The 14,083-nt window shown below is 60.5% G+C and carries 14 protein-coding genes (1 of these 14 cut by a window edge); 3 read left to right on the forward strand and 11 right to left on the reverse strand.

All coding sequences use genetic code 11. The annotated features are described in order from the left end of the window. Window positions 1-53: 53 nt before the first annotated feature. The 5 genes from AC3IT6_RS03145 to AC3IT6_RS03165 form a co-directional block, all read right to left on the reverse strand. A complete protein-coding gene (locus AC3IT6_RS03145; RefSeq protein ID WP_489354262.1) occupies window positions 54-1,019 on the reverse strand; it encodes an isopenicillin N synthase family dioxygenase in 966 nt (321 codons plus the stop codon). Window positions 1,020-1,163: 144 nt separating this feature from the next. Then, entirely contained in the window at window positions 1,164-2,246 is a 1,083-nt protein-coding gene (locus AC3IT6_RS03150) for a BMP family ABC transporter substrate-binding protein (RefSeq protein WP_489354263.1), read from the reverse strand. 342 nt (window positions 2,247-2,588) lie between these two features. Further along, the gene (locus tag AC3IT6_RS03155) at window positions 2,589-3,947 is read right to left on the reverse strand and encodes an 8-oxoguanine deaminase (RefSeq protein ID WP_008050330.1); all 1,359 of its coding nucleotides are present in this window, start codon (window positions 3,945-3,947) and stop codon (window positions 2,589-2,591) included. Between the two features lie 270 nt (window positions 3,948-4,217). Beyond that, complete coding sequence (locus AC3IT6_RS03160; RefSeq protein ID WP_489354264.1) at window positions 4,218-4,907, reverse strand: SDR family oxidoreductase; 690 nt, start codon at window positions 4,905-4,907, stop codon at window positions 4,218-4,220. A 19-nt stretch (window positions 4,908-4,926) separates the two neighbouring features. After that, complete coding sequence (locus AC3IT6_RS03165) at window positions 4,927-5,283, reverse strand: MerR family transcriptional regulator (RefSeq protein ID WP_150756635.1); 357 nt, start codon at window positions 5,281-5,283, stop codon at window positions 4,927-4,929. 82 nt (window positions 5,284-5,365) lie between these two features. Here AC3IT6_RS03165 and AC3IT6_RS03170 point away from each other — a divergent pair, with 82 nt between their 5' ends. Then, window positions 5,366-5,803: a hypothetical protein gene (locus AC3IT6_RS03170; protein ID WP_489354265.1), complete on the forward strand. Its 438-nt coding sequence runs from the start codon at window positions 5,366-5,368 to the stop codon at window positions 5,801-5,803. 64 nt (window positions 5,804-5,867) lie between these two features. Here the strand turns inward: AC3IT6_RS03170 and AC3IT6_RS03175 are convergent, their stop codons facing one another. The 6 genes from AC3IT6_RS03175 to AC3IT6_RS03200 all read right to left on the reverse strand — a co-directional run bounded on the left by AC3IT6_RS03175 (window position 5,868) and on the right by AC3IT6_RS03200 (window position 12,393). Continuing rightward, the gene (locus AC3IT6_RS03175) at window positions 5,868-6,794 is read right to left on the reverse strand and encodes an ABC transporter permease (RefSeq protein ID WP_489354266.1); all 927 of its coding nucleotides are present in this window, start codon (window positions 6,792-6,794) and stop codon (window positions 5,868-5,870) included. Next, window positions 6,794-7,900, reverse strand: coding sequence for an ABC transporter permease (locus AC3IT6_RS03180; RefSeq protein ID WP_489354267.1), 1,107 nt, complete (start codon window positions 7,898-7,900; stop codon window positions 6,794-6,796). The genes AC3IT6_RS03175 and AC3IT6_RS03180 overlap by 1 nt, the downstream gene beginning before the upstream one ends. A gap of 11 nt (window positions 7,901-7,911) precedes the next feature. Beyond that, the gene (locus AC3IT6_RS03185; RefSeq protein ID WP_489354268.1) at window positions 7,912-9,477 is read right to left on the reverse strand and encodes an ABC transporter ATP-binding protein; all 1,566 of its coding nucleotides are present in this window, start codon (window positions 9,475-9,477) and stop codon (window positions 7,912-7,914) included. Window positions 9,478-10,024: 547 nt separating this feature from the next. After that, the gene (locus AC3IT6_RS03190; RefSeq protein ID WP_223460143.1) at window positions 10,025-10,606 is read right to left on the reverse strand and encodes an IMPACT family protein; all 582 of its coding nucleotides are present in this window, start codon (window positions 10,604-10,606) and stop codon (window positions 10,025-10,027) included. A gap of 6 nt (window positions 10,607-10,612) precedes the next feature. Further along, window positions 10,613-11,263, reverse strand: coding sequence for a TetR/AcrR family transcriptional regulator (locus tag AC3IT6_RS03195; RefSeq protein WP_489354269.1), 651 nt, complete (start codon window positions 11,261-11,263; stop codon window positions 10,613-10,615). A 209-nt stretch (window positions 11,264-11,472) separates the two neighbouring features. Next, window positions 11,473-12,393: a LysR family transcriptional regulator gene (locus tag AC3IT6_RS03200; RefSeq protein WP_218430875.1), complete on the reverse strand. Its 921-nt coding sequence runs from the start codon at window positions 12,391-12,393 to the stop codon at window positions 11,473-11,475. 138 nt (window positions 12,394-12,531) lie between these two features. Between AC3IT6_RS03200 and aptA the strand changes: the two genes are divergently transcribed. Next, window positions 12,532-13,881, forward strand: a complete 1,350-nt coding sequence (gene aptA, locus AC3IT6_RS03205) for an omega-aminotransferase AptA (RefSeq protein WP_489354270.1) — start codon at window positions 12,532-12,534, stop codon at window positions 13,879-13,881. A 177-nt stretch (window positions 13,882-14,058) separates the two neighbouring features. Beyond that, window positions 14,059-14,083, forward strand: partial view of a CoA-acylating methylmalonate-semialdehyde dehydrogenase gene (locus AC3IT6_RS03210; RefSeq protein ID WP_056725206.1) — the beginning only. The gene runs 1,469 nt beyond the window's last position; only the first 25 of its 1,494 coding nucleotides appear in the window; it begins with the start codon at window positions 14,059-14,061; its stop codon lies off the right edge, out of view.

Consider the following 14,083-nt stretch of genomic DNA (forward strand, 5'->3'; position numbering starts at 1 on the left):
CCATTCTACAGAGGGTTGCCGCAACAATTGGTAAAACCTGACCAGGCGGTTCATCACACCGCTTCCAGCTCCCGTCGATAAGCGTAGGTATCGGCGAAGCGCGAGAGCAGGAACTCGGCGCAGGTGGTGGCCGGGTATTTCGCCGGGTGCATTGCATCCTGACAACCGGGCAGGCATTCGATGCGGGTATCCGGGTGCGGCTCGGCGAAGAACGGCATCGAATAACGATCCACGCCCAGGGGGCTGATCACCCGGTGCGGTGTCGACAGGTATCGGTCGTTGCTCCAGCGCGCCATCATGTCGCCGAGGTTGACCACGAATGTACCTTCGATGGGGGGCGCGTCGATCCATTCGCCTTTGACGTTGCGTACCTGCAAGCCACCGGCAGTGTCCTGATAGAGCAGGGTGATGCAACCGTAATCAGTGTGCGCCCCGGCACCTTGCTGCTCTTCGGAACTGGCGGTGTGGCGCGGCGGGTAATGAATCATCCGCAGCACGCTGACCGGGTCATTGAAGCGTGTGTCGAAGAAATCACGCTCAATCCCCAGCGCGATGGTCATGGCCCGCAATAGCGTTTGCGCCAGGGCATGCATGTCGATGTAGTGCTGTTCCATCAACACTTCCCAGCCGGGCATGGACGGATGACGATTGGGGCCGCGCAAGGGTTTTTCCGCCAGTACGTCAGGGTGCCCGGCCGGCAGGTGCAGGCCCATGTCGAAGGTTTCTTTGAGGTCGCTGGGTTTGCCCGGGTCCAATTGCTCGGTGGCAATGGCGCCGTAACCGCGATGGTGACGGGTCTGGGTGATGTCGATCTTGAGCTTTTCGGCGGTGGGTTGGGCGAAGAAGCGCTTGGCATGGTCAAGTAGGGCATCGATGCGCGCCGCTGAAATCGGATGACCTTTGATGTAGAAAAATCCCCACTCGCGGCAGGCGAGGTCGATTTGATTGGCGACAGTTTGCCAGGCGCGCTGGTCGTCGCTGTAGAGCGGGGCGATGTCGATGATTGGAAGGCTATTCATGCACAATCCTTAAGAACGCTGAAGATCCAATGTGGGAGCGGGCTTGCTCGCGAAAGCGGTGTGTCAGTCGACATCTTCGTTGCTGACACACCGCTTTCGCGAGCAAGCCCGCTCCCACAGGGGTTTTGTGTTCTGGCTGAAGAGTTACTTCGGAATCTCGGCCTTCATGCCTTCCACGTAGTAATTCATCGACGCCAGTTCCGCCGTGGTCGCGCTCGCGCCCGCCGGGATTTTCTCGACCCCGGCCTGATCCTTGATCGGCCCGGTGAACAGTTGCAGCGCACCGCTCTTGATGTCGGTGATGAGCTGCTGGGCTTCGCTCTTCACCGTCGCCGGCACCAGGTCGCTGATCGGCAGCTCAACGGTGCCTTCTTTCAAACCGCCCCAGTGGTCCCGGGATTTCCAGTCATGGTCGATCACGCTTTGGGTTGCCTGAACGTAGTGCGGGCCCCAGTCGTTGACGATGGAGGTCAGCACCGCTTTCGGCCCGAAGTGCGCCATGTCCGAAGCGTAGCCCACGGCGTACACGCCGCGACGTTCGGCCGCCTGGATCGGCGCGGGGCTGTCGGTGTGCTGGAACACCACGTCCACGCCCTGGTCGATCAGCGCGTTGGCGGCATCCGCTTCCTTGCCCGGATCGAACCATGAGTTGACCCACACCACCTTGATCTCGGTACCGGGGTTGTACTTGTTCAGGGCCAACTGGATGGCGTTGATGTCGCGGATCACTTCCGGGATCGGGAACGAGGCGACGTAGCCGATTTTTTTGGTCTTGGTCATCTTCGCCGCGAGGAAGCCGCCGACGTAACGGCCCTCATAAGTGCGCGCCAGGTAAGTGCCAAGGTTCTTGTCCTGCTTGTAGCCGGTGGCATGTTCGAAGGTCACCTTGGGAAACTGTTTGGCGACCTTGACGGTCGGGTTCATGTAGCCGAAGGAGGTGGTGAAGATCAGGTCGTATTTGTCCTTGGCCATGTTGCGGATCACCCGCTCGGCGTCGGCGCCTTCGGCGACGTTTTCCACGTAGTTGGTGGTGATCTGCGCGCCGAATTTTTCCGCGAGTTCCTTACGCCCCTGTTCATGCTGATACGTCCAGCCGTGGTCGCCGATCGGGCCGATATAGACGAAGCCGACTTTCAGCGGCTCGACGGCTGCGACGGTCAGGCTGGCGCTCAAACCGATGGCTGCCGCAACGGCGCAAAGCAGCTTCTTCAACGGACGGTTGTGCATGAATTGGAACTCCATTTTGTTGTGAGGTTGGCTGGGCTCTCTGGCTTGCACAGGGCAATGCAAATTGCTGACCAACAAGACAACAAAACATGAATCCGCGGTGATGCTATCGCGAGCAGGCTCGCGACAGGTCCTTGAAGTCCGATAACAGTGCATGTCCTTGCACAGCTGCCATCCACTGGTGCGCCAATCCAGATGGCCTTGACCCTCCACAAAACCAATGTGGGAGCGGGCTTGCTCGCGAAAGCGGTGTGTCAGTCACATAAATATCGACTGATACAACGCCTTCGTCGGAACGCCGCCCGGAGCAAGCCCGCTCCCACAGTTTTAATCGGTGTTGTATCAGGTCCCGGCAATCAACTGCCGCGCCGCCTGGCTGTGATCGGCAATCAACCCCTTCAGATCCAGCCCTTCGACCTGCCCGTCGATCACCCGCCACTTGCCGCCGACCATCACTCGATCCGCGCGATCAGCACCGCATAGCAGCAACGCCGAGACCGGATCATGACTGCCGGAGAAGCGCAGCTCATCCAGTTTGAACATCGCCAGGTCAGCCTGCTTGCCCACCGCCAACTCGCCGATATCGGTACGCCCCAGCAGGCTCGCCGAACCCTTGGTCGCCCAACCCAACACGCGCTCCGGGGTGATCTTCTCGGCGCCGTAGCGCAGGCGTTGGATGTACAACGCCTGACGCGCTTCGAGCATCATGTTCGAGGCATCGTTGGACGCCGAACCGTCCACGCCCAAACCAAGCAAGGCGCCAGCATCGGTCAACTCGATGCTCGGGCAGATGCCCGAGGCCAGGCGCATGTTCGAACTCGGGCAATGGCAAATGCCGGTGCCGGCGGCGCCGAGGCGGGCGATTTCATCCGGGTTGAAATGGATGCCATGGGCCAGCCAGGTACGCGGACCAAGCCAGCCAACACTGTCCAGATAGTCCACGGTGCGCAGGCCGAAGCGTTGCAGGCAGAAATCTTCTTCGTCGAGGGTTTCTGCCAGGTGGGTGTGCAGGCGCACGTCGAGTTTGTTCGCCAACTCGGCACTGGCCGACATGATTTCCGGGGTCACCGAAAACGGCGAGCACGGTGCCAGGGCGATCTGGATTTGCGCGCCGTCCCCGCGTTCGTGGTACTCGGCGATCAGCCGCTGGCTGTCGGCGAGGATCACTTCGCCTTCCTGTACGGTCTGTTGCGGCGGCAAGCCACCGTCCTTTTCGCCGAGGCTCATGGAACCGCGGGTGAGCATGGCGCGCATGCCCAGTTCGCGAACGCTTTCGACTTGCACGTCGATCGCGTTTTCCAGACCTTCCGGGAACAGGTAGTGGTGGTCGGCCGCTGTGGTGCAACCGGAAAGCAGCAGTTCAGCCAGCGCGACCTTGGTGGCGAGGGCGAGTTTTTCCGGGGTCAGGCGTGCCCAGACCGGGTACAGGGTTTTCAGCCACGGGAACAACGGCTGGTTGACCACCGGCGCCCAGGCGCGGGTCAGGGTTTGATAGAAATGGTGATGGGTATTGATCAGGCCTGGCAGGATCACATGCTCGCGGGCATCGAACACTTCATTGCACGGGGCGGACGGTTGTTGACCGGCGCCGAGTACTTCGACGATCAAACCGTCTTGCAGCACCAGGCCGCCACGGGCATCGAGACCGTTGGAGGTGAAAATGGCGAGGGGATTTTTTAACCAGGTACGGGTCGCAGGCATGTTGGCCGGCTCCTCTGAAAGTTGGGTTCAGGGTTGCCAGCTCAGTGTTGCCCTGTCTGCTGATCCAGGTTCGCCGGGGAGGCGAGGTGCGAAGTGTCGATCAAAATGCCGTTATGGGCAAGCCCGACCCGACAGGACGAAGATTAACCCTGTGGGAGCGGCGGTGCGGCGATCCGACTTGCTCGCGAAGGCGATATTCCAGGCGACACCATCGTTGACTGATACACCGCTTTCGCGAGCAAGCCCGCTCCCACATTTTGATATGGGGTATTACCAGGGAATGGTTTCACCCCGGTAATTGATGAAGTGATGCCCGCCCTTGCCGACATACGCATTCACTTGATCGACCAGGCCACGGGTGCTGGTTTCCACGTCGATGTCCGCGCCTTCGCCACCCATGTCGGTTTTCACCCAGCCCGGGTGCAGCGACAGCACGGTGAGACTGGTTTCGCCCAACTGAGTGACGAAGCTGCTGGTCATGGAATTCAGCGCCGCCTTGCTGGCCTTGTACAGTGCCAGTTCCGGCGCATCGGGCATGGTCACGCTGCCCAGCACCGAACTCATGAACGCCAGCACGCCGGTGTCCGGGCGCAGTTGCTCGACAAAACGCTGGGCCAGGTTGATCGGCGCCACGGCGTTGGTGAAAAACAGCTGACCGACTTCGGCCATTGTCGCGCCGCCGTTCGGCGTCTGGACATCCGGCCCCTTGACCCCGGCATTGACGAACAACAGGTCAAACACATCACCCTTGAGTTGTTGGCTCAGGGCGGACACCGCCGGCTGATCGTCCATGTCGAGCTTTTCGATCCGCACATTGCCCAGGGCCTGCAAGGCTTCGGCTTTTTGCGGATCGCGCACGGTGGCGGTGACTTGCCAGCCATCGGCCAGCAGGGTTTTCACCAGCCCGAGGCCAAGCCCCCGGGAGGCGCCGATGATGAGTGCGGTTTTTGCCTTGGACATGAGTGGCTTCCTTGAAAATTCAGAGTCGTGGATTCAATGGACACTGTTGCCCGAGCCGTTGTTGCAACTCGTCGCGCAGTGCGCCGAGTTCGGCCATGCGGGCTTCGATCAGTTTGAGTTTGTCTTGCAGCAGTTGCGTGACGGCGCTGTCCGGATCGGGCGACTGCCAGATTGTAGCGACGCTGTTGCCGATCTCGCCGAGGGTAAAGCCCAGTCGTTGAGCGGTCTTGATGTACTGCACCAGTTGCACCATGTCGGGCGGATAGTCGCGATACCCGTTGGCGCTGCGTTGCGCCGCAATCAATCCGCGCTGCTCGTAGAAGCGCAGCGTGTCGCGGCTGACGGCGCTGGCCTGGGCTAATTCACCGATGCGCATCATGACGTCTCGAGGGGGCTTGACCCTGGAGCATACTCCAGGCTTTAGCCTTGTTGCTCCCTGAATTGATGGAGCAATGTCGATGTGGACTACAACGCAATATCGCCGGTTGGTGCAAGGCAGTGCCTGGTATGACCTGATTGTGATGCTCGCGTTTGTCACGCCGTGGAGTTTTGCAGCGTTGCATGGGGTTTTGTCGGGGATGAGTCAGGCGTTGAGTTTGCCCGGTGAGCTGCCACCGTTCGAACCGGCGCACATGTTGATGGCGAATCTGCTGGGCTCGATTGTCTGCGTATGGTCGGTGTTGCGGATTCGTGATCCGCAGCAGGTTTATGGGCGTTATGACGCCGTGGGCAGATTCCTGTTCTCGGCCTGGCAGGCCTATGCCCTGATCCATGGCGCGAGTTCGCTGCTAGTGGTTTTCCTGGTGTTTGAATTGGCGTGGGGCGTGGCTCAGGTGTTGCCTGTTCGGACGCCTTCGTCGGAACGCCGCCCGGAGCAAGCCCGCTCCCACATTTGACCAAGTTCACACCCATCCAATGTGGGAGCGGGCTTGCTCGCGAAGAGGCCCGCCCAGACAACCACTAATGCCCGGCCTGCCACGGCTGCCCCAACGTCACCGGCGCATATAACCGTGTTCGCAATGCATCCCGTGACAGCAGCACCAGTACCACAATGGTCGCGACATACGGCAACATCGCCAGCAGACTCGACGGAATCGCCAGCCCCAACCCCTGCGCCACCAGGTGCAGGATGCTGGCGAGCCCGAACAGGTACGCGCCGAGCAGCAGGCGCCACACCCGCCAACTGGCGAACACCACTAGCGCCAGGGCAATCCAGCCGCGCCCGGCGCTCATGTTCTCCGCCCACATCGGTGTGTAGGCCAGGGACAGATAAGCCCCGGCCAACCCAGCCATCGCACCGCCGAACAACACCGCCAGCGTGCGCACAGCCAACACCGGCAAGCCCATGGCGCTGGCCGCATCCGGGTTTTCCCCGACCGCCTGAATGATCAGCCCGACGCGGCTTTTCAGAATCACCCAGGCCACCAGTGCGAACAACGCGAACGACAGATACACCAACAGGTCCTGGGCAAACAGCATCCGCCCGATCAGCGGGATTTCACTCAAATATGGAATCGCCATCGGCTCGAACCCCGCCAGCGGCTTGCCGACCCACGCCGCCCCGACAAAGGTCGACAGGCCCACGCCGAAAATCGTCAGGGCCAGACCGGTGGCCACCTGATTGGCGTTGAACACCAGCGCCACCAGGGCAAACAGCGACGACAACAGCATTCCGGCGAGCATCGCCAGCAACACGCCGAGCCACAGGTGACCGGTGTTGAACGCGACGATGAAACCGATCACCGCGCCAAACAGCATCATGCCTTCCTGGCCGAGGTTGAGGACGCCGCTTTTCTCGCAGATCAGTTCCCCCAGCGCCACCAGCAGCAACGGCGTACCGCAGCGGACCATGGCGTAGAAAATATTGCTCAGCAGATCGATATCCATCACAGCGCTCCTGCTTGTACGGCGGTGGTTTGTGCGCGGCGGGTCCAGCGCAGGTTCAAGCGCGGTCGGTAGAGAATCAGCACATCACTGGCCAGCAGGAAAAACAGCATCATGCCCTGGAACAATTGGGTGATCGCTTGCGGCAGGTTCAGGCTCATTTGTGCGCTTTCGCCGCCGATGTACAGCAGCGCCATCAACAGGCTGGAAAACAGGATGCCGACAGGATTCAGGCGACCGAGAAACGCCACGGTGATTGCCGCATAGCCGTAGCCCGGCGAAACCTGCGGCACCAGCTGGCCGATGGGGCCGCTGACTTCGCACACACCGGCAAGCCCCGCCAGACCGCCGCTGATCAACAGTGCGAGCCAGATCAGGCGCTTCTCGCGAAAGCCGACGAAACCGGCGGCACGCTTGTCCAGCCCGAGCACTTTGATCTGGAAGCCGACAAAGCTTTTTTGCAACAACACCCACACGCTCACCAGCGCGAGCAGGGCGAAGTAAACCCCGGCGTGGACCCGGCCATCTTCCATCAGCAGCGGCAAGCGGCTGGCGTCACCGAACATCGCCGATTGCGGAAAATTGAAACCTTCCGGATCTTTCAGTGGACCGTGCACGCAATACAGCAAAAGGTTCAGGGCGATGTAATTGAGCATGATGCTGGTGAGGATCTCATTGGCGTTGAAACGCGTGCGCAACCACGCCGTCAGCCCGGCCCACGCGGCGCCCGCCAGGGTACCTGTAAGCAGGATCAGCACCAGCGCCCAGCGGCTTTGCATATCGATGATATTCACCGCCAGCGCACTGCCGGCCAACGCGCCGAGCAGCAGTTGACCTTCGGCACCGATGTTCCAGATGCGCGCCTGATAGGCGACGGCCAGGCCCAATGCGCAGAGCAGAATCGGCAGGGCTTTGACCAACAATTCGGAGACGCCATACAGGTCGCTGACCGGCGCGATCAGCAAGGTATGCAAGGTCAGCAGCGGGTCGTGCCCGAGCGCGATAAACAACAAAGATCCACAGCCCAGGGTCAGTGCAGCCGCCAGCAATGGCGAGCACCACAGCATCAGGCGCGATTGCTGGCCGCGGGGTTCAAGAGAAAGCAGCATGTGACACTCCGTTAACGCGAGGCGGATGCGAGTGATTGAGGGGCACCGAACTGGCCGGCCATCCAGCCGCCGACATCGCTCAGGCGCGTATCGACGGTGGCGTGGAGCGCGGACAGCCGACCGCCGCACAAGGCGCCGAGGCGGTCGCTGATCTGGAACAGTTCGTCGAGGTCTTCGGAGATCACCAGGATCGCCGCGCCGGCATCGCGCAAGGCAATCAACGCGCGATGTATGGTGGCGGCCGCGCCGACGTCCACGCCCCAGGTCGGGTGTGCGGCGACCAGCAATTTGGGGTGCTGAAGAATTTCCCGGCCGAGGATGAATTTCTGCAAGTTGCCGCCGGACAGGCTGCGGGCCGGCGCCTGGCTATCGGGTGTCTTGACCCCGAAACGGCGGATGATTTCCTCGGCCAGTGCTTCGACTTTGCCGCGCTGGATCAGGCCGTTACTCACCAATCCTTGCTGGAAAGCAGTCAGCAGCGCGTTGTCCGCCAGGCTCAGTTCCGGCACCGCACCATGACCCAAACGTTCGGCAGGGACGAACGCCAGGCCGAGTTGGCGGCGAGCATCGGGACGCAAATGGGCGACGGGCTCCTGGCCAAATCGGATTGTCGCGCTGGCGTTGCGGGGCAGCAGTTCTTCGCCGCTGAGCAAGGCCAGTAACTCATCCTGGCCATTGCCGGCGACACCGGCGATGCCGACAATTTCACCACGGCGCACTTCAAGGTCGATGTTGGCAAGCGAGCAGCCGAACGGGTCCGGGTTGTGCCAGGACAAGCCACGGACATCAAGGAACGCATCACCTCCAGTAACCTTCGGATAGTCTGCGATCAACTCTGCCGCTTCACCGACCATCAAGCGCGCCAGTTGCTGATCCGAGCACTCGGCCGGCAGGCAATGCCCGGCCACCCGTCCGCCGCGCAGTACCGTCGCGCTATGGCACAACGCACGCACTTCCCCAAGCTTGTGGCTGATGAACAAAATGCTGCAGCCTTCGGCGGCGAGCCGGCGCAGGGTGACGAACAAGTCGTCGGCCTCTTGCGGCGTCAGCACCGAAGTTGGCTCATCGAGAATCAACAGGCGGATGTCCTGCATCAGGCAGCGAATGATTTCCACCCGTTGCCGTTCACCGATCGACAGGCTGTGGACAAGTCGCTCAGGTTCCAGCGCCATGCCGTAGCGCCGGGACACCTCGCGAATCTTCGGCTCAAGCTGTTTGGGTGTGCCTGCCGCCGCACCCATGGCCAGGGCGATGTTCTGCGCCACGCTCAGGGTTTCGAACAGCGAGAAATGCTGGAACACCATGCCGATTCCCAAACCCCGGGCCTGGGCCGGGTTGCGCAGGCTCACCCGCTGACCTTGCCAGATCACCTCGCCGGAATCGGCATGGGTAACGCCGTAGATGATCTTCATCAGCGTGCTTTTGCCCGCGCCATTTTCGCCGAGCAGGGCATGGATCTCGCCAGGGGCAATGGTCAGGTCGATGGCATCGTTGGCCAGGCAACCGGGGTAGCGTTTTGTGATTCTGCGCAGTTGCAGGCGCGGAACCGGGTCGGGGATTGAAGCGTGATTGGGCATGACAGGCTCGGTGCTGTTGGACTTGTGCCTGTGGATAAAGCAATTTTCTGGCCACTAGGTCAGGAAAACGTCGGAGTCCTGTGAGAAGAGGCGTTGAGTACGCAGCTTTCAAATGTGCCACGCAGAGCCCGGCACCACATGGGGGCAATGGTGCAAATCAAGCCCCGATTTTGCTCGTGCGCTTTTGCTCAAAAAATGAGCAATCGACCACAAGCCATACCGTGCAGGGCGCCGAGACGGCCATGAACGGGTTATCCACAGATTGCTCCACAGTATTTGTGTGCAAGCTCAGAGCACGGGCATAAGCACTGAGTGGCTTTCTTCTAAAGGCGATAAACCGTTGTAACTGTTTGTTTTTATTTGAATTTGATGTGCTTGATGGCAGATTGGACGAAAATTGAGCAAAGACCGCAAAGCCGCATGACAGAAGGGTTACAGCCGTATGTGCTCAGGTTATCCACAGGCGGGTGCACAGCAGATGTGGGCAAATATGGAATAAGTGAAAAAGCGGTGTGCCCCAAAAGATCGCAGCCTGTGCTGAGGCTTTTTAGCGCTGCAACAAAATACGTCCGCGACTCAAATCGGCCAGTTGTGACTGCAAGGTGTCGATCTGCGCATCACCCACGGCCAACTGCAACTCGACACCATTGGCGGTGAAACTTTCATCCACAACCAATCCACCTGCCTCTGCCACCCGCAGCTTGACCAGGGCCAACTCGGCAAATCCGCAAGCGCAACGCAGCGGCACCCGGCTGATCAACTCGATCTTTGGCGCCGCTTGCAGGCATTTGTTTGCACCCCCGCCATAGGCCCGAGCGAGCCCCCCGGTGCCCAGCTGGATGCCGCCATACCAGCGAATCACCAGCACCGCGACCTGATCGCAATCCTGCGCCTCGATCGCCGCCAGAATCGGCCGGCCGGCTGTACCGCCGGGCTCGCCATCATCGGTGCTGCGATACTGATCGCCGAGTTTCCAGGCCCAGCAGTTGTGCGAGGCATTCAAGTCGCTGTGCTGTTCAATGAACGCCTGGGCCTCGGCCGGGCTGGAGATCGGCGCGGCGAAGGTAATGAAGCGGCTCTTGCGAATCTCTTCGCGGTATTCGCAAAAACCGCTGAGGGTAAATGGCATAAGTGCTTAGCTGGCAGGTTTCAGGCCGCAGCCTTTGAGAATGATGCGGATCAGGTTGTCCCCGGCGTCTTCCATGTCCTGTTTGGTCAACCTGGTGCGCCCGGTGACGCGGCAGATCTGCGTGGCGAAGTCGGCGTAGTGCTGGGTGCTGCCCCACAACAGGAAGATCAGGTGCACCGGATCGACCGGGTCCATTTTACCGGCGTCGATCCAGGCCTGGAACACGCCCGCGCGGCCCTGGAACCAGGCGCGATAATCCTGGTTGAAGTACTCGGTCAGGCATTCACCGCCGCTGATGACTTCCATGGCAAAAATCCGCGAGGCTTGCGGCTGGCGTCGGGAGAACTCCATTTTCGCGCGGATGTAACGGGTCAAGGCTTCGCTCGGATCGTCCTCGGCGGTGAGGGTGTTGAAGGTGCTGTCCCACAACTCGATGATGTTGCTCAGCACCGCCACGTACAAACCGAGCTTGTTGGTGAAGTAGTAATGCAGGTTCGCCTTGGGCAGCCCGGCATTCTGGGCGATGGTGTTCATGCTCGTGCCTTTGTACCCGTGACGGGCGAACTCGTCTTCGGCGGCTTTGATGATGGTCTCTTCGTTTTTCTGACGAATGCGGCTGACGGGTTTTCCGCCGTGGGCAGGGACTTCAAAGGTCATAGGCACTTCCGAGAAGATGAGTGGGTGCGGCCAGAGCGTTGATAGCGTACCCATCGACTTCAGACAAGGCCTCACACAATAAAACACTGCACCGCAATCTACTGTGGGAGCGGGCTTGCTCGCGAAGACGGTGTGTCAGCTATGCAGATATCGACTGACACGCCCTCTTCGTCGGAACGCCGCCCGGAGCAAGCCCGCTCCCACAGTTTTCAACGCGTCGCCGCGAGACTCTCGAGAAAACTCTCCAGCACCAGATGAGGTCGACGCCCCTTGCGGGTGACCGACGCCAGGCTCAGGTCATAGAAGCGCGTTCTGGCTTTCAACGCGCGCAACCGCCCCTGCTGCACCCAAAGACTCGCGTAGTGATCCGGCAGATAACCGATGTAACGCCCGGTCAGGATCAGGAACGCCATGCCTTCGCGGTCCGAGGCGCTGGCGGTGCAGTTGAGCGCCTGGTAGTGAGCCTGGATCTCCGCTGGCAAACGGAAGGTGGGTGCGATGGCGTCCTGACTGTTCAGGCGTTCGTCGTCCAGTTGCTTGTCGTCGACATAAAACAGCGGATGGCCGACCGCGCAGTACAACAGCGAACGTTCGCTATACAGCGGTTGATACTCCAGCCCCGACAGTGCGCTGGCCTGCGGCACCACGCCGACGTGCAGGCGCCCGTCGAGCACGCCTTGTTCGACTTCATTGGGCGCGATCATGCGGATCTGGATCTGCACGTCCGGGCCGCGTTCTTTCAATTGCGCGAGGGCATGGGTGATGCGCATGTGGGGCAGGGTGACCAGGTTGTCCGTCAAACCAATGATCAATTCGCCGCGCAAGTGCTGGTGCAGGCCATTGACCTCGGTGCGGAAGCTTTCCAGCGCACTTAACAGCTGCAACGCCGATTGATAGACCTCGCGGCCTTCTTCGGTCAGGGAAAATCCGGCACGTCCCCGTTGGCACAGGCGCAGACCGAGGCGTTGCTCCAGATCGCTCATCTGCTGGCTGATCGCCGAGCGACCGATGCCCAGCACGGTTTCCGCCGCGGAGAAGCCGCCGCATTCAACCACGCTGCGGAAAATCCTCAGCAGGCGAATATCAAAGTCGCTGACCTGGGCCAGCGGATCGGGACGGCGAGTGCTCATGCGGGTTACTCAAAGTTTAGTGGTTGGCTGACTGAACATTAGAAGAGTTGGATTTCACAGACTTTATCCCCGTGGCAATTTAGCTGCAACAACGGTTTTCAATCCTTACGCCGCTTATTGCCTTGCGAGGTTTCGCCCATGAACCAGCCTGAAAACGTCCCGACTTCCCTGGCCAGCCAGCTCAAGCTCGATGCTCACTGGATGCCTTACACCGCCAACCGCAACTTCCAGCGCGACCCACGCCTGATCGTTGGCGCCGAAGGCAGCTGGCTGATCGACGACAAGGGTCGCAAGGTATATGACTCGCTGTCCGGTCTGTGGACCTGTGGCGCCGGGCACACTCGCAAGGAAATCCAGGAAGCGGTCGCCAAGCAGCTGGGCACCCTCGATTACTCGCCAGCCTTCCAGTACGGTCATCCACTGTCGTTCCAACTGGCTGAAAAAATCACCGACCTGACCCCGGGCAACCTGAACCACGTGTTCTTCACCGACTCGGGTTCCGAGTGTGCTGACACCGCGGTGAAGATGGTCCGTGCTTACTGGCGCCTGAAAGGCCAGTCGACCAAGACCAAAATGATCGGCCGTGCCCGTGGTTACCACGGTGTGAACATCGCCGGTACCAGCCTCGGTGGCGTGAACGGCAACCGCAAGCTGTTCGGTCAGGCGATGATGGACGTCGATCACCTGCCGCACACTTTGCTGGCAAGCAACGCTTACTCCCGTGGCATGCCGGAGCAGGGCGGTATCGCCCTGGCTGACGAACTGTTGAAGCTGATCGAACTGCACGATGCGTCGAACATCGCGGCGGTCTTCGTCGAGCCATTGGCCGGTTCCGCTGGTGTGCTGGTTCCACCACAGGGTTACCTCAAGCGTCTGCGTGAAATCTGCGACCAGCACAACATCCTGCTGGTGTTCGACGAAGTGATCACCGGTTTCGGCCGTACCGGTACCATGTTCGGCGCCACCACCTTCGGCGTGACTCCGGACCTGATGTGCATCGCCAAGCAAGTCACCAACGGCGCGATCCCGATGGGCGCGGTGATTGCCAGCTCCGAGATCTACCAGACCTTCATGAATCAGCCGACGCCTGAATACGCGGTTGAATTCCCCCATGGCTACACCTATTCCGCGCACCCGGTGGCTTGCGCCGCGGGTCTTGCCGCACTCGACCTGCTGCAAAAGGAAAACCTGGTACAGAGCGTGGCCGAAGTTGCACCGCATTTCGAAAACGCGCTGCACGGCCTCAAAGGCACCAAGAACATCATCGACATCCGCAACTTCGGCTTGGCCGGCGCGATCCAGATCGCCCCTCGTGACGGCGACGCCATCGTGCGTCCGTTCGAAGCCGGTATGGCGCTGTGGAAAGCCGGGTTCTACGTACGCTTCGGCGGCGACACCCTGCAGTTCGGCCCAACCTTCAACAGCAAGCCGCAGGACCTGGATCGTCTGTTCGACGCGGTCGGCGAAGTGCTGAGCAAGATCGACTGATTTGACGAAACACCTGTAGGAGCGAGCTTGCTCGCGATGGACGTTAACGATGATGCGGGCTGCCTGGATGAACACGGCGCTCTCACCATCTTCGCGAGCAAGCTCGCTCCTACAAAAAGCATCTATATAGCAGGCGGTCCGAAACGGGCGCCTGTGGACAACTTTTCAGGAGCTTCCATGAGCGTTATTCCGCATTTGATCA

Source organism: Pseudomonas sp. KH_017, from assembly GCF_057840285.1.